This window comes from Olleya sp. KKT75, from assembly GCF_055635485.1.
The window spans coordinates 1,443,943-1,461,048 of the sequence record NZ_CM145759.1 but is presented as its reverse complement, the minus strand read 5'-3'; the positions used below and the strand labels follow the sequence as shown (position 1 = coordinate 1,461,048).

Genomic DNA, 17,106 nt, shown 5'->3' with positions numbered 1-17,106 from the left:
TTCGTGCTTGGATGTTTTAATTAATCTTTTTTATTTCGCTTTCGCGGAATATTTGCCTGTTATACAAAACTCTTAAACAGCGTAATCCTTCCTATAAACTCTAACAATAACAACGCAGCTGCGACCCAAACAAACGGTCTAAAATGCTCGTCATAAGTTGTATATTTTATTTCGTCAATTTCTGTCTTTTCTAGCTTATTAATTTCAGCATAAATCTGTTCTAACTTTTGATTGTTAGTCGCTCTAAAATATTTTCCACCAGTCACCTTTGCAATATCTTTTAAAAGATCCTCATCAATTTCTACCTGAACTCTGTCATACTGAAACCTACCATTTGGCAAAATTTGAATAGGAGACAGGGCCATACCATTTGTTCCGATACCAATAGTGTATACTTTTATACCAAACTCTACTGCCAATTCACTAGCAATTTTTGGATTTAATACACCAGAATTATTAACACCATCGGTTAATAAAATAATGACTTTACTTTTAGCTTTACTATCCTTTAATCTATTAACAGAAGTTGCTAACCCACTACCAATAGCGGTCCCTCCTTCTATAATTGTATTATACCTAATGTCCTCTAGAGAGTTTAATACAATAGATTTATCACTTGTTATTGGTGTTTTTGTATAGCTTTCTCCAGCATATTCCACCAATCCAATTCTGTCATTTGGACGCCCTATAATAAACTTGGCAGCCACTTTTTTTAAAGCTTCAAGACGGTTTGGACTTAAATCCTTTGCCAACATACTTGCAGAGACATCAATAGCCATTACAATGTCTATACCTCGTGTTGTTTTGGTTTTTGTATTAGTCTCTGATGTACGTGGTCTAGCTAAAGCAACAATTAATATTCCTAAAGCTAAAAGACGCAATGCAAACAACACGTGTTTTAGTTTAGGTAAAAGAGAATTAGTGATCTGAAACCCTTTAAGACTAGATATTTTTAACTCGGCAGTCTGCTTATTGTTTTTAAAAACATACCAAGCAATACCCAATGGTAATGCTAAAAGCAACCAAAAGAATTCTTTATTCAAAAATGTAATTCCGTCTAACATTAGTTTTCTTTTTGATTAAGTTCTACAGATGCCAAAATACGCTCCACCACTTGATCCAAGTAAATGTCATCTTTTAAATAGGTTATCAAAATTTGCTGCATGACCTGTTTGTTAGCAAAACTTAATATTACAAACTGACCGTTTACATAATCCGATTTAGCATCGTCAACAGGAAAATCTAAAGTTCCAGAAGTCTTAACACCTTCTGCACCATTTGGTGTTTTAAACTTATCTTTATTAGATATTATGTTTCGACCACCTTCAGCTTCAATAGCTTTTAAATTACCTTCAATAGCCTGTAACAGATTATCCTCTGCAGATGGTCCTTTTTCGCCTGTAGGCGCATCCATAAAGGTTGTTGTTACCGTTGCAATTGTAACTTTACCTTCTAACTCATAACCAAAAGCAGACACTTTAATTTTATCTTTTAACTCTTCCGGAATTGGTGTGTTTTGTCTTTTTAAAACTTCTGGAGTAGAAATTGTTATCGGAGGAAAACCATAATCGCTATCTACCCAACCACCTTCTAACAACTGCTTTGTTTCTTTTTGAAATACCGTGTCTACCACATAATCAAAACCATATCTATAGCTAAACGCTGCAAACGTCAATCCTAGCATAAATACTAGTGCAGCAATAGTGACCCATATTTTTTGAAGATAATCTTTACGCTCTTGTTGCTTTTTGTATTCTAAATCTAAAAGTTTCTCTTCTTCAGTTGGTTCTGGCAAGGCTTCTTTTACATGATCAATCTCTTGATCAATAACTGTTCTGTCAATTTTTGCCAACTCTACGTCTGGAGCAGATTTTGCAAATTTTACTAAATCGGCACGTTTTAAAACGGTTTCTAGTTTTTTAATATCCGCTTTAGACAGCTCTATTTGACTACCATCACTTAACACTTCTAATCTTGTAATTAACTCATCTGTTGTGCTTTCTAAAGCCCTATCATAAACCTTCTCGTCTAAATATGTACGGATAGCTAATGTTAACTCTGAGTAGTAATCTTTATAGTTGTCCTGAGATAAGTAATTGCTTTCGTCTAATTTCTGTAATGCTAATTTTGCTCTATCATATGGTGGTAGTAGTGCAATTTGCTCTTCTTCTGTTAATGGTTTTTTACGCCAAACAAACCAATAAATAACAAACCCTAATAGTGCTAAAATAGCTAAAACAAGTAGTACATATTTCCACCAATCACTAGCTGGTTTTTCAACTTCAAGCATTGGTTTTATATCAAACAATTTTTGTTTTGTAGTATCTACAACTATATTGTTAACCTCAACCAATAAACTGTCTGACACGTATTGCTTTCCTGCAATAATTACTTTTTGCTGCGGAATAACGTAACGTCCAGAATCGAACTGTGTTAAACCGTATTTTTTAATTAGTTTATACTTAGCGTCTAATTTAGTTGTGTCCGTTTTATAAGACTCAATCATTTCTAGAGGTAAAAACGTTTGCCCAACCGGAAAAATAACCGAGTTTAAGGTATCCGTCTCTACTTCAATTTTATAAGTGATTTGCGCTCCAATTTTGATGGAAGTAGAATCTATTGTTGTTTTTACTTGACCAAAAGACGTTGTAGGTAAAAGCAGCAAGGCAATCGCCACAAGACAAAAACCTATAGCTTTGATTGTATTTACTGTATTAAAATGTATTATTTTTTTCACTTTTAACTAATTAATTATCCTCTTGTTTTAAAGTAACCTAATAACTTTCTTACATAACTTTCATCTGTTCTACAAGCTATACTACCTGCTCCAGACTTTGCAAAACTATCTTTAAAATAGGCTACCTTTTCGTTGTAAAACTTAGCGTAATTTTTTCTTACAGATTTAGAACTGGTATTAACTAGCATTAACGCTCCTGTTTCTCCATCTTGCATTTGTACCATTCCTAAATTAGGGATATTTTCTTCGTGTCTATCAAAAACTCTAATACCAGTAATATCATGTTTTCCAGCTGCTATTTTAAGTGTTTGTTGATAATCATCAGCAATAAAATCACTCATCACAAATACAATAGCTTTCTTTTTCATGACACTGCGTAAAAACTTTAAAGCTTCGACAATATTGGTCTCTTTGCTTTTAGGTGTAAACTCAATTAATTCTCTGATTATTCTTAAGACGTGAGAACGTCCTTTTTTAGGCGGAATAAATAATTCGACTTGATCGGAAAATAAAATCAATCCAATCTTATCGTTATTCTGAGTGGCAGAAAATGCTAATGTTGCAGCTATTTCTGTTACAATTTCGTTTTTAAACTGATTTTCAGTACCAAAAAATTCTGATCCTGAAACGTCCACCATAAGCATCATGGTCAATTCACGTTCTTCTTCAAAAACTTTAATGTGTGGCTGACTGGTACGTGCAGTAACATTCCAATCTATATTTCTAACATCGTCTCCAAATTGGTATTGCCTTACTTCAGAAAAAGTCATACCACGACCTTTGAAGGTAGAATGGTATTCTCCTCCAAAAATATGATCAGACAAACGACGTGTCTTAATCTCAATTTTACGTACTTTTTTTAGTAGCTCTTTAGTATCCATTTTTTTTAGTATGCTATGTGCAGTCTTCAGTAAGCAGTCAAAATATAATCAGTATTAATTTAGCTCAAAGCCTATAAATACTAATTACTGCCAACGCATCTATGGTACTTCAATTTCGTTTACAATCTTGTTTATAATATCTTCAGAAGTTACGTTTTCTGCTTCTGCTTCATACGTAATTCCAATTCTGTGACGTAATACATCGTGTACTACAGCACGTACATCTTCAGGTATTACATAACCACGACGCTTAATAAACGCATAACATTTAGCAGCTGTTGCTAGGTTAATACTACCACGCGGAGAGGCTCCAAAAGATATTAATGGTTTTAAATCTGCTAACTTGTATTGCTCTGGATAACGTGTAGCAAAAATAATATCTAAGATATATTTTTCGATCTTCTCATCCATGTATACTTCTCTAACAGCTTCTTGTGCTTTTAAAATTTGTGCAACGGTTACAACAGGATTAACCTTCTCCCAGTTTCCTTTTAAGTTAGCACGCATAATCAACTGCTCTTCTGCTTGCTTAGGATAATCGATAACGGTTTTAAGCATAAATCTATCAACTTGTGCTTCCGGCAACGTATAAGTCCCTTCTTGTTCTACTGGGTTTTGAGTTGCCATTACTAAAAATGGCTTATCTAATTTAAATGTTTCGTCTCCAATAGTCACTTGCTTTTCTTGCATCGCTTCTAATAACGCAGATTGCACTTTTGCAGGTGCTCTGTTAATCTCATCTGCTAAAACAAAATTGGCAAATATTGGTCCTTTTTTAATAGAGAAGTCATTTTCTTTCATATTAAAAATCAACGTTCCAACAACATCAGATGGTAATAAATCCGGTGTAAATTGGATACGACTAAAACTAGCATCAATTGCTTGAGACAACGTATTAATAGCTAAAGTTTTTGCTAATCCAGGTACACCTTCTAATAAAATGTGACCTTGACCTAAAAGACCAATTAATAATCGCTCAACCATATGTTTTTGGCCAACAATCACTTTATTCATCTCAAGCATAAGTAAATCTACAAATGCGCTTTCTTTCTCAATTTTCTCGTTAATTGACTTGATATCAATTGTACTTGTTTGTTCCATTATATGTTGTTTTTTAAGAAAATGAACCGTTATTTAAATTCAAGTGGTGCAAATTGTTAAATTTTTCGCTGTAATCGTGTTAATAATTGGTTAAAAATAGGGTGTTTATTGCACTTTTAAGAGTAATTTATGTTTTACTTTTAATGCTCAATTAACACTATGACAAAAAATAAGTATTCAAAAGTTATTGCAGGAACAATGACTTGGGGACAATGGGGCAAGCAGTTAGACAAAAAAGCCTTTATACAGCTAATGCATCATTGTATTGAAAATCAAATAACTACATTTGATCACGCTGATATTTATGGTGACTACACAACGGAAGCCCAATTTGGTAACGCTTTCGCGGAATCTAGTATAAACCGTGACAATATTCAGTTAATTTCTAAGTGCGGTATTCAATATATTGGACAAACACGCCCAGAAAACCAGGTCAAGCATTATAATTATAGTAAAGATTATATTATTTGGTCAACCGAGCAATCACTTAAAAACTTAAAAACAGACTACCTAGACCTACTGTTATTGCACAGACCTAGCCCATTACTAAACCCAGAAGAAGTTGCAGAAGCCATTACTTTTTTAAAACAACAAGGAAAAATTAAAGACTTTGGTGTTTCTAATTTTACAGCATCACAAACAGATTTATTATCCAAACATACCGCTGTTTCTGTAAATCAAATAGAATTTTCGTTAACACAACATACCCCTATGCATGACGGTATTTTAGACCATATGCAATTAAACAATACACAACCTATGTGTTGGTCTCCTTTAGGTAGCGTATTTAGAGAAGACACAGAGCAAACTAGACGCATCCACAAACAATTAGGCCTTTTATTGCAAAAATACAATGCAACAGAAGATCAATTATTATTAGCATGGATTTTAAAACATCCTGCTAACATAAAGCCCGTTGTGGGCACCACAAATACCAAAAGATTAACAGATGCTATAGCGGCAACACATATTACATTAGAATTAGAAGATTGGTTTTCAATATTAGTTGCTAGCCAAGGACATAAAGTACCATAAAAAAAATACAACAATGAGTAATACAAAAACTGCATTAATTACTGGTGCAACTAGCGGAATAGGTCGCGCAACAGCACATGAGTTTGCTAAACATGGCATTAACCTTATCCTTTGTGGTCGTCGCCAAGAACGTTTAGACACCATACAAAAAGCACTATCAAAACAAACCAATGTACATACTTTAAATTTTGATGTTCGCGATAAAAAAGCAGTCTTTGCTGCTATTGATTCGCTTCCTGAAAATTTTAAACAGATAGATATTTTAATAAACAACGCTGGTAATGCACATGGTTTAGACCCAATTCAAGATGGTAATTTAGACGATTGGGATGCCATGTTAGACATAAACGTAAAAGGTTTATTATATGTCAGCAAAGCCATTATACCTCAAATGACTGCGCGTCAATCGGGACATATCATCAATATTGGATCTTCTGCCGGAAAAGAAGTGTATCCAAAAGGTAATGTGTATTGCGCAAGTAAACACGCAGTTGTTGCAGTAACTGAAGGTATGCGCATTGACCTAAATCCATTTGGAATTAAAGTAACTGCCATAAATCCTGGATTAGTGGAGACTGAATTCTCTCAAGTTCGTTTTAAAGGAGATGCCAAAGCAGACACTGTTTACAAAGGCTACAAAGCATTACAACCTGAAGATTTAGCAGACGTTATTTACTTTGCAGTATCACGTCCAGCACATGTTAACATTGCAGATGTACTTATGTTTTGTACCGCTCAAGCTAGCTCTACAATTGTAAAAAAGGAGTAATCTAAGTCGTGAAATAAAATTACTTTAAAATATTAACCCTTAAAATAAGTCATGATTAATAAACGCTTACTTATCAAAAACTTACTCGCACATAACGACGAGAATAGTTTTTACGATAAAAAGCGAAAAATTGACATTGGCCAAAAAGAAGGTAAAGCTAAATTTTTAAAACACGTTTGCGCACTATCAAACTCCAACCCTAAAAACAATTCGTTTATAGTAATTGGCGTAGAAGATGAAGACAACCAAATTATAGGTGTTGACTTTTTTGACGATTCTAAAATTCAAAACCTAATCAATGCCTATTTCAATAATCCTCCTATAGTACAATACGAGAATATTCCGTTCCCACATTTACCCGACCACAAAGTTGTTGGACTAGTTACTATAAGGCCAAAAGAAGGGCTAACTTCTCTTAAAAAAAACATCTGGAAGTATTATGGCGGCTCTGTATTTTTTAGAGATGGCAGCATTAGTATGCCCAAGGTTTTTAAAAGCGAAATTACAGACGTAAATTCTAAAATTGTCGAAGCTATAGAAAGTCACGCGCAAAACAATATTGAATACACATTAGATGGTGTTTTTGATTTTATGAAAAAGCGCCAAGACTACAACCCTAAATACATTGTTTTCAAGGAGTACTTTGTGTTATGTTGGTCAGGCGAAAAAAAACAGGTTAAAAACGAAACCTTTTACTCTAGAGTAGATATCGAGTTAATAAATGAACAAGTCCGATTGTTTTTTTCTACTTTAGACGAAGTTTCTATTAGTTACACAGAACATTCTTTTACCATAATAGAATATTTACAACTCGGACTTCAAGACGCTTATAAATACTATCCTTTAGAAAAAACAACCATAAGTTTTTCTGACAGTGCCAGCTACAACATAGATTCTACATTACTTTTTAATGCGCCTCAATTTGATAAAAAAATTCTACATCACATATATAATAACAATAATGCGATTTTAGAAAAGTTAAAAAAAGGACAAATTTTAAATATTAACGAAACAAAAGATCTAAACAACCTACCTGATACGTATCTAATATGTTATCTAAATTTATTTCACGAAGCATTAGATAAATTAAATGAGGCTAAACCCTTTTTAAAAGCGCTTCCTGAAATTTATAGAAAATACAAAGACGTCTTACGTATTTTACGAAAAGTAAAATACAACTAAGACTAAAATGGTTAGCAATAGTATACATAGCGCACCATTACAAAGAGTTAATTAAGAACACATTTACAATGAAAGACTAAATTAATTAACTTTAAAAACCTTGATTCTCCCGACAAAGCTCGGCATTGAATATGGTTTTATATTATGTAAAAAGCCAATAATTACGATTGTAATTATTGGCTTTTTTTATTTTAATTAAGGTATTTATTACTTACCTCCGTCCAATTGGTCCTGCCAATCATTTAATTCTTTCCATAAGCCTTTAGCTGCTAAATCCGCCTGTCTTGGCCAAGTCCCTGGTTTGTGCATTTCAAAACGCTTACCACCACTTTTTAAAACCTCTTGACATTTTTCTACACTACAACTTGCTAATGCTGCCCAAGTTGTTACCTCGTGATTATGAAACAACTCTTTTATTTTTGGTCCAATACCTTCTACAACAGTTAAATCGTCTTCCTTTATCTTTTTACCAAAAACTGCTTTTGCTGCTACTGCGTCAAAAGTACTTTTTGGAGGAACAACCTCAACAGGTTTACTTTGCTTTACAGGTGCTGCACTAGCTGCAACCTCTGTTTTAACCGCAGCGCTTGTTGCTGCTCCTGCTGCAAAAGAAGACACCGTATTGCCCGCTCCAGAAGATCGTGACACAGATACTTTACTTGACTGGCAAGCAGCCAAATCTGTTTCTAGTTTACTAATTCTATTTTTATAAACATCTAAGTCAACAGTATTAGTATTACCGCTACCCGATAGTTTTCCTAAAAGATAACCTAAAATAGCACATATTACACCCACTAATAAAGGGATTAACCAGCAAGGAATGCTACTAAATATATTTAATGATAAATTCATGATTTTTATTTTTGTTAGTTAATGGTTACGACAACGCGTCTATTTTTTGCTTTACCTTCTTCCGTTGCATTACTAGCAATTGGCGAGTCCGGTCCTTTTGATGCAGTATTAATTTTATTGGCAGCAATGCCATTTTCTACTAAATAACTTTTAGCAAAATCAGCTCTTTCTTGTCCAAGTCTAACATTAGTTGTTCTACTTCCACTGCTATCCGTATAACCTGTCACGTTAAGTAAAGCGCCATCTACTTTATCCGTATACCTCACCATATCTGCTACTTTTTGACGTTGCGCTGTGGTTAAATTAATAGATGCTTCTGCAGTGTTAAAATATAAAACTAAAGGATCTGCTTTAATAGTCTCTCCTAATGCTTTTAACGCATCTGTTTCGCTACTATCACCTTCTGTCATGGTATTAATACTATAGCCCAATGGTCCATGCAGTATTGCATTACTATCTGCTATAAAATCATCATCTAGTCTACCAAACGTATTTATGTTTTTAGACGACAGTCCTTTTGAGATTAAATAATTTTTAACAGTATTAGCACGTGCTAATCCAAGGTTAGGAAAAGCAGAAGTATTTGTTTCATCACTTCTAAAATGTCCAGTAATATCAATAGACTTATCTGGCTTTGTCCCTAAATAATCTACAAGTTTTGTCAATCCATTGTCCACCTCAACTGATAGTGGTTCTATGTAATGATAGTCTGATGTTTTGAAATTAATATTATCATTAATATCAAAACTTAAATTCCCATTTGCATCGCTTATAGCAAATGCATTCATGGTAGTATCTAATTTTGCAGGAACTTCACTCTTAGCTTCTATTGTATTGGCTTTAGAATTGGCATCTGCATCCGCAGTTCCAGTATCACAATTACAACAGAAAAACCAGTACAGAATTGTACCTAGAATAATAGTCAGCAAAATACCTAGAAGATAACCGGTTTTTTTACTCATTATGGTTTGGTTTTTAAGTTAATGACTATCAAGTTATTAAAAATTTAAAAACCTTTTAACATTTATTATGATTAAAACTAATTTTAGCCGAAAAAAATCGATAAACGACACAATATGAGACCTTAAAACATAAAAAAGCCACATCTTTCGATGTGGCTTCAGTTCCGCGAAAGCGAAAAAAATATTATAAATCAAACTTAATACCTTGAGCTAAAGGTAATTCGTCTGAATAATTAACTGTATTTGTTTGTCTTCTCATGTATACTTTCCAAGCATCAGATCCAGACTCACGTCCACCACCTGTTTCTTTTTCTCCTCCAAAAGCTCCACCGATTTCAGCACCTGAAGTTCCAATGTTTACATTTGCAATTCCACAGTCCGATCCTGCAAAGGATAAGAATTTTTCTGCTTCTTTCAACTCGTTAGTCATAATTGCAGAAGACAATCCTTGCGCAACACCATTTTGAGTATCAATTGCATTTTCTACATCACCAGAATATTTAATTAAATATAATATTGGAGCAAATGTTTCTGATTGTACGATTTCAAAATCGTTTTTAGCTTCAATAATAGCTGGCTTAACATAACATCCAGACTCATAACCTTCACCTTCTAAAACACCACCTTCAACTAATACTTTACCACCTTCAGCTTTTGCTTTTTCAATTGCAGCTAAATATGTGTTTACAGAGTCTTTGTCTATTAACGGTCCAATATGATTTTTTTGATCCAATGGATTACCAATTGTTAATTGTCCGTAAGCACCAACAATAGCATCTCTTACTTTATCGTAAACTGATTCGTGTATGATTAGTCTTCTTGTAGATGTACAACGTTGACCACAAGTACCAACTGCACCAAATACAGCACCGGGAACAACTACTTTTAAATCTGCTGTTGGTGTGATAATAATGGCATTGTTTCCTCCTAATTCTAATAACGATTTTCCAAAACGCTCTGCTACTGTTGCACCAACAATACGTCCCATTCTAGTAGATCCTGTTGCAGATATTAACGGAATTCTATGATCTGTTGTCATAAATTCTCCTACTTTATAGTCTCCATTTATAATTGCCGAAATACCTTCTGGTAAATTGTTTTCTTTTAAAACTGATGCAATAATGTTTTGACAAGCTACTGAGCAAAGTGGTGCTTTTTCTGAACCTTTCCAGATACACACATCACCACAAACCCACGCTAAAGCCGTATTCCAAGCCCAAACTGCTACAGGAAAGTTAAATGCTGAGATTATTCCGACAACACCCAAAGAGTGCCACTGCTCGCGCATAACATGTCCTGGACGCTCAGACGGAATTGTTTGCCCGTTAAGTTGTCTTGATAACCCTACTGCAAAATCGCAGATATCTATCATCTCTTGTACTTCTCCGTATCCTTCTTGTAAAGATTTACCCATCTCATAAGAGACTAACTTTCCTAAAGGTTCTTTTAATTCTCTTAATTTATTTCCAAATTGTCTTACAATCTCACCTCTTTGTGGTGCTGGCATTGCTCTAAAACCTTTAAAAGCTTCTGTTGCTGTATTGATTACCTTTTCGTAATCGGCTTTAGTTGTCGTAGATACTTTTCCTATTAAGTTACCATCTGTTGGCGAGTAAGATTCAATTAACTCTCCACTTCCAAAGTTATTTAAACCTGTCGATGTTCCTTCATTTATATCTTTTAAACCTAGTTGTTTTAAGGCTTCTTTTATTCCGAAATCAGCTGAAACTGCTTGCATATTATAATGATTTTTACGAATTATTTAATTTTTAGCCAATATACTAATATTTCATCGATTTTTTACGACTTTTATTAGGTTAAAATTGATTTAAAATTCGATTAAATTTAAGCCTTAATTTTTGAATTTTAGTCTTAAATTTACTCCTCGAAGTTATATTTTACCATAACTTTAACACACTCTAAAGCACTAATAATCAAAAACCAAACGTAATTAAATTAACAAGTATCTTCTCGTTAATTTTTTTAACCCTATAAATTGTCAACTTCTATGCAACCAAAATCGCTATTTACCATTCTTATTATTTTTTTACTAGCTCTTTCTTGTAAACAAAAAGACACTGAAACCGACAACCTTTTTAAGTTTAGAGATTATATTAGTTATACCACCTCTGGACGTGTCTCTATTGCAGATAATATCAAAATAAATCTTGCAAAGGATGTTGAAGGTTGGGAACCAGAACAAGCGTTAGACAATAGCATTTTTAGTATTTCTCCGCATGTAGAAGGTAAAGCACTTGTGGCTAATAGTCATTCCATAAGTTTTATTCCGGATGAAAATTTAGACGCTGACACGGAGTATACAGTTACTATTAACTTAGGCGAGTTATACAACTCTATTCCTTCAGATTTTGGTAAATACACTTTCCAATTTAAAACTATTACGCCTAATTTTAATATTCAAACTAACGACTTACAATCCTATTCTAAAGAATGGCAATACCTTTTAGGAGTAGCAAAATCTTCTGATGTTATTACGTTACAGCAAGCCAAGCAATTGATATCTGCAACACAACAAGGCAAGGATTTAAAAATAGAATGGAATGAAAAAAGCATGCCTTCTAAATATTTCGAATTCAAAATAGATAGTATTAATCGCTTAGTTGAAGACACGGAAATACTTGTAAAATGGAATGGAAAATCAATCAAAGCAGATAACTCTGGAGAAAACACATTCCCAATTCCTGGAAAAAACAATTTTAGTATTTTGTCTGTAAACGTAGTTCAAACGCCAGAGCAATACTTGTCAATAAACTTTTCTGACCCTATAAAAAAACAACAAAATTTTGATGGCTTAGTGACTATTCAGAATAGTAAAAACCCAAAATTTATCGTTAATGGAAACGTTTTAAAATCGTACCCAGAATCTAAAATTACAGGTAATGTACAAGTTGATGTTTTTCAAGGGATAAAAAATACAGACGATTATAAATTAAAAACACCTTTTAGCGAAACCATTGCTTTTGAAGATGTTAAACCACAAGTCAAACTAGTAAACAGTGGTGTAATACTACCTAATTCGCAAGATTTAAAATTCAATTTTGAAGCGGTTAACTTAAGCGCAGTAGATATCAGAATTATTAAAATCTATGAAGATAATGTTCTTCAGTTTTTACAAGACAATAACTTAGAGAGCAGTAATTCTAATCAAATAAGACGCGTTGGTAGACGTATCGCAAAACACACAATAACACTTATTGAAGACCCTGTAGAAAATGATGGTAAATGGAAAACCTATAGCGTTGACCTTTCTAAATACATCAAATCAGATCCTGGATCTATTTACCGTGTAGAATTAGATTATAAAAAAGCATACTCCTTATACGATTGCGATGCTAATGCCAATGTTAGTAGTAATGATGACGAGGACGATTATTATGAAGACGACTATTACTACGACGATTATTACGGTGATGGCGACTACACCTATACAGATACGGAAGACGAAGATTTAAAAGAAGAAGAATATTGGGACAACATCACTTACAGCTACCGCAATAACAACTACAATTGGAGAGAGCGCAACAACCCTTGTAATGATGCCTTTTATAACAATAAGGTTATTTCGCAAAATTTAATAGGCTCTAATTTAGGAGCTATTGTAAAAAAAGGAGCTGGTAACACCTATCATTTTGCTATTACAAACATCCTGAATACTAATCCGGAACCTGCGTCAAAAATTACACTTTACAGTTTCCAACAACAAGAATTAGCTTCAACATCTACAGATAGTGACGGGTTAGCAAAACTTAAAACAGATAAGCTTGCTGCTTTTGCAATTGTGTCTAAAGGTAATAATACCACTTACGTGAAATTACGTGACGGAAACTCACTGTCACTAAGTAAATATGATGTTTCAGGAACTACATTACAGCGTGGGCTTAAAGGTTATATATATACAGAAAGAGGTGTGTGGCGACCAGGAGATTCTATTCATTTAACTTTTATGTTAAATGACATCGCAAACAAACTTCCAAAAGAACATCCTGTAAAGTTAGAAGTCACCGATGCTAATGGAAAACTTGCATTTAAAAATATCACTAATCAAGGCGTAGATAATTTTTACCAATTTAATATTCCGACTGCAACCGAAGATAAAACCGGAAATTGGAATGCTAAAATCAGTGTAGGTGGTGCTACATTTTACAAAGGACTTAAAGTCGAAACTGTAAAACCAAACCGACTTAAAATTAAAATAGATTTTGAAGATAAAGTACTTAGATCTAACGCACCATTAAACGGAAAACTAGCAGTAAACTGGCTACATGGCGCACCTGCTAAAAATGTAAAAACAGAAATAAAAGCTAAATTTACAACCTCTTATTCTAGTTTTAAAAATTACGAAGACTACCAATTTAGAGACCCTTCCAAAAAATTTAACACAGAAGAAATTACCATATTTGATGGTAAAGTAGATGCAGAAGGCTTGGCAGATGTGACCAAAAACTTAAGCATTGGAGAAGATGCACCAGGAATGCTAAACGCACAGTTTTTAGTTCGCGCATTTGAAAACGGAGGTGATTTTTCTATGGATGCTTTTACAATGCCATATGCACCCTATAACTCTTTTGTTGGTTTAAAATCGCCTAAAGGAAAAGCTTACGGTTCCTTTTTTACAGATGAAAATCACACCTTTGATTTAGTAACAGTAGACGACCAAGGAAACCCAATTAAGCGTAATAATTTAGAAATAAAAGTCTATAAAATTGAATGGCGTTGGTGGTGGAACTCGTCTTACGACAACCTATCACAATACACCTCTAGCAGCTATCACAAGCCTTTTTTAAATAGTAAAGTAAATACTAGTACTAGCGGTAAAGCATCGTTTAACATCAAAGTACCAGAAAACGAAGGCGGACGTTATTATATCACCATAAAAGATCCTATTTCGGGTCATATGACAGGGCGTACAGCATACTTTTATAAAGACTGGTGGAAACGTCAACCTTCTGGAGACAAAGAAGCTGCTAAAATGCTAGTATTTGCTGCAGATAAAGAAAACTATAATGTTGGCGAAACTGCAAAAATCACATTCCCATCAGGTACAGAAGGTCGTGCTTTAGTTAGTATAGAAAACGGATCTGAAGTCTTACAAACTACATGGGTAAAAACAAAAAAAGGAGAAACTACTGTAGATATCCCTATTACAAAGGATATGGCTCCAAATGTATTTATCAACATCTCATTACTACAACCACACGCTTCCGTTGCCAACGATTTACCGTTGCGTTTATTTGGTGTTATTCCGTTATTAGTAGAAGATCCAAATACGATATTAGAACCAGAAATTAGAATGCCAAGCGTGTTGCAACCTGAACAAGAATTTGAAGTATTTGTCTCAGAAAAAAACAACAAAGCCATGACCTATACTATTGCTATGGTCGAAGAAGGCTTATTAGACTTAACACGATTTAAAACACCAAATGCATGGCAATCCTTTTATGCAAGAGAAGCTTTAGGTGTTAAAACCTGGGATGTTTTTGATGATGTTGTAGGTGCTTATAGCGGAAGCATAGAACAAGTTTTTGCTATTGGAGGTGATGGAAATGCTGCTGATGGAAAAAACAAAAAAGCAAACAGATTTAAACCTGTCGTTAAATTCTTTGGACCATTTAAATTAGAATCTGGTGGAAGAAAAACACATAAAATAAAAATGCCAAATTACGTCGGTGCAGTAAGAACAATGGTTGTTGCAGGTAATAATACGACTGAAGCATATGGAAGTACTGACAAATCTGTACAAGTCAAAAAACCATTGATGGTATTAGCAACGCTTCCAAGAAAATTAAGTCCAGGAGAAAAAGTAACACTACCAGTTACCGTTTTTGCAATGGAACCTAATGTAAAAAACGTATCCGTTAAATTAAAATTGAGCAACGGAATTACAGTTGTTGGAGACCAATCCAAAGCATTGACTTTTGCCCGTCCAGATGAGCAAATGACTTATTTTGAATTAGACGTTAGTAAAGCAAAAGGCGTAAATACAGTAGAAGTTATTGCGACTGGAAATGGTGAGTCGTCAACTTATAAAGTAGAGATAGATGTCGAAAATGTAAATCCGATATCTTCTAAAAGTTTAGACGCGACATTAGATCCAAATGGGTCAAAAACAATAGATTTTACGACCTTTGGTGTCGTCGGCACAAATAGTGCTAGTGTTGAGTTTTCAACATTGCCTCCAATGGATTTTACTAGAAGATTACAGTACCTAATACAGTACCCTCATGGCTGTGTGGAGCAAACGACGTCTAGTGTATTTCCACAGTTATTCTTACAAGACATCTTTGATTTACCGTTTAATAAAAAGCAAGAAATACAAACTAACATAGAAAACGGAATCAAACGTTTAGGTCATTTTCAAAGACCAAATGGCGGTATGAGTTATTGGATTGGAGAAGGTAGCGCTAACGATTGGGGAACCAGTTATGCCGGACACTTCTTATTAGAAGCTGAGAAAAAAGGATTTGTACTACCATTAACTTTTAAAAGCAATTGGATTAAATACCAAAAACAAGCTGCACAAAGTTGGAGACCAAGCTACAAAACATATAACTCGGACTTAGCGCAAGCCTATCGTTTATACACTTTAGCATTAGCCGGAAGCGCTGATTTAGGAGCTATGAATCGCTTACGCGAATTTTCAGAAATTTCTAACGAAGCCAAATGGCGTCTAGCAGCAGCTTATGCATTAGCTGGTCAAGTCGAAGCTAGTAATAAAGTATCTAGTACTGCAAACATTAATTTTAAGGCACAAAAATACAATTACTACACTTACGGTTCTGCTGACAGAAACAGAGCCATGGCATTAGAAACTATGATTTTAACTAAAGACAAACGCGCTAAGGATTTATCCGAAACTATAGCAAGAGACCTGTCTAGTCAACGTTGGATGAGCACACAAACTACAGCTTATAGCTTATTGGCAATGGCTAAAATGGTTAATGCTAATGGCGGTAAAGCAATGAAGCTAAGCTATACTATTAATGGTAAAACAGAAACGATAGACACTAAAAACGCCATTGCACAACGTCCTTTAATAGTTAATGATGGCAGCAACAATGTAACCATTAAAAACGAAAGAGAAAATGTTGTTTACGTCCGTGTTTTAAACTCTGGAAAGCTACCATTAGGTCAAGAACTAGTTGAGCAAAGAGGGTTTACTACAAACGTTATTTATAAGGATTTAAAAGGTAATAGAATTGACATCTCAAAACTACAACAAGGTCAAGACTTTGTTGCAACGGTCCAAGTAACCAATACTAAAGATTATAGCGTTAATGATGTTGCGTTGACACAAATTTTTCCGTCAGGTTGGGAAATAGTAAACACCCGTTTTACAGCTTTTGGAGCGTCTACAACAAGCCAAGCAAGATTTACAGACATTAGAGACGATCGTGTTAATTTCTATTTTGACTTAGGTCCGAAAAAAACGAATACCTTTAATGTCATGCTTAACGCATCGTATTTAGGTCAATATTATTTACCAGGATTACAAGCAGAAGCCATGTATGACAATACGTTTTTAGTTAGAAATAAAGGACAATGGATTGTAGTGGAAAAATAATATAT

General features: G+C 34.1%; 11 protein-coding genes. 4 read left to right on the top strand and 7 right to left on the bottom strand.

The features are described from left to right. Positions 1-59 precede the first annotated feature (59 nt). The 4 genes from ACZ2G2_RS06480 to ACZ2G2_RS06465 all read right to left on the bottom strand — a co-directional run bounded on the left by ACZ2G2_RS06480 (position 60) and on the right by ACZ2G2_RS06465 (position 4,719). A complete protein-coding gene (locus ACZ2G2_RS06480) occupies positions 60-1,064 on the bottom strand; it encodes a vWA domain-containing protein (RefSeq protein ID WP_470394599.1) in 1,005 nt (334 codons plus the stop codon). Next, on the bottom strand, positions 1,064-2,737 hold the full coding sequence (locus ACZ2G2_RS06475) for a hypothetical protein (RefSeq protein WP_470394597.1): 1,674 nt from the start codon (positions 2,735-2,737) through the stop codon (positions 1,064-1,066). Before ACZ2G2_RS06475 ends, ACZ2G2_RS06480 begins: the two co-directional genes overlap by 1 nt. Before the next feature lie 14 nt (positions 2,738-2,751). After that, a complete protein-coding gene (locus ACZ2G2_RS06470; protein ID WP_090836856.1) occupies positions 2,752-3,618 on the bottom strand; it encodes a DUF58 domain-containing protein in 867 nt (288 codons plus the stop codon). A gap of 99 nt (positions 3,619-3,717) precedes the next feature. After that, complete coding sequence (locus ACZ2G2_RS06465; RefSeq protein ID WP_090836858.1) at positions 3,718-4,719, bottom strand: AAA family ATPase; 1,002 nt, start codon at positions 4,717-4,719, stop codon at positions 3,718-3,720. A 159-nt stretch (positions 4,720-4,878) separates the two neighbouring features. On the opposite strand from ACZ2G2_RS06465, the gene ACZ2G2_RS06460 reads away from it, so the two are divergent. The 3 genes from ACZ2G2_RS06460 to ACZ2G2_RS06450 are packed head-to-tail and all read left to right on the top strand — an operon-like array spanning position 4,879 to position 7,705. After that, positions 4,879-5,754, top strand: coding sequence for an aldo/keto reductase (locus ACZ2G2_RS06460; protein WP_470394595.1), 876 nt, complete (start codon positions 4,879-4,881; stop codon positions 5,752-5,754). Between the two features lie 13 nt (positions 5,755-5,767). Then, a complete protein-coding gene (locus ACZ2G2_RS06455; protein WP_470394593.1) occupies positions 5,768-6,523 on the top strand; it encodes an SDR family NAD(P)-dependent oxidoreductase in 756 nt (251 codons plus the stop codon). 51 nt (positions 6,524-6,574) lie between these two features. Further along, positions 6,575-7,705: a DUF5929 domain-containing protein gene (locus ACZ2G2_RS06450; protein WP_470394592.1), complete on the top strand. Its 1,131-nt coding sequence runs from the start codon at positions 6,575-6,577 to the stop codon at positions 7,703-7,705. A 207-nt stretch (positions 7,706-7,912) separates the two neighbouring features. Here ACZ2G2_RS06450 and ACZ2G2_RS06445 read toward each other — a convergent pair whose 3' ends face one another. From ACZ2G2_RS06445 to amaB, 3 genes are all read right to left on the bottom strand, one after another. Continuing rightward, on the bottom strand, positions 7,913-8,557 hold the full coding sequence (locus tag ACZ2G2_RS06445; RefSeq protein ID WP_470394590.1) for a hypothetical protein: 645 nt from the start codon (positions 8,555-8,557) through the stop codon (positions 7,913-7,915). Positions 8,558-8,571: 14 nt separating this feature from the next. Then, positions 8,572-9,519 (bottom strand): OmpA family protein, encoded by a 948-nt coding sequence (locus ACZ2G2_RS06440; RefSeq protein WP_470394588.1) that lies wholly within the window; start codon positions 9,517-9,519, stop codon positions 8,572-8,574. A 184-nt stretch (positions 9,520-9,703) separates the two neighbouring features. Then, the gene (gene amaB, locus ACZ2G2_RS06435) at positions 9,704-11,257 is read right to left on the bottom strand and encodes an L-piperidine-6-carboxylate dehydrogenase (RefSeq protein ID WP_470394586.1); all 1,554 of its coding nucleotides are present in this window, start codon (positions 11,255-11,257) and stop codon (positions 9,704-9,706) included. Between the two features lie 270 nt (positions 11,258-11,527). Between amaB and ACZ2G2_RS06430 the strand changes: the two genes are divergently transcribed. Then, a complete protein-coding gene (locus tag ACZ2G2_RS06430; RefSeq protein ID WP_470394584.1) occupies positions 11,528-17,101 on the top strand; it encodes an alpha-2-macroglobulin family protein in 5,574 nt (1,857 codons plus the stop codon). The last annotated feature ends 5 nt before the right edge of the window (positions 17,102-17,106 follow it).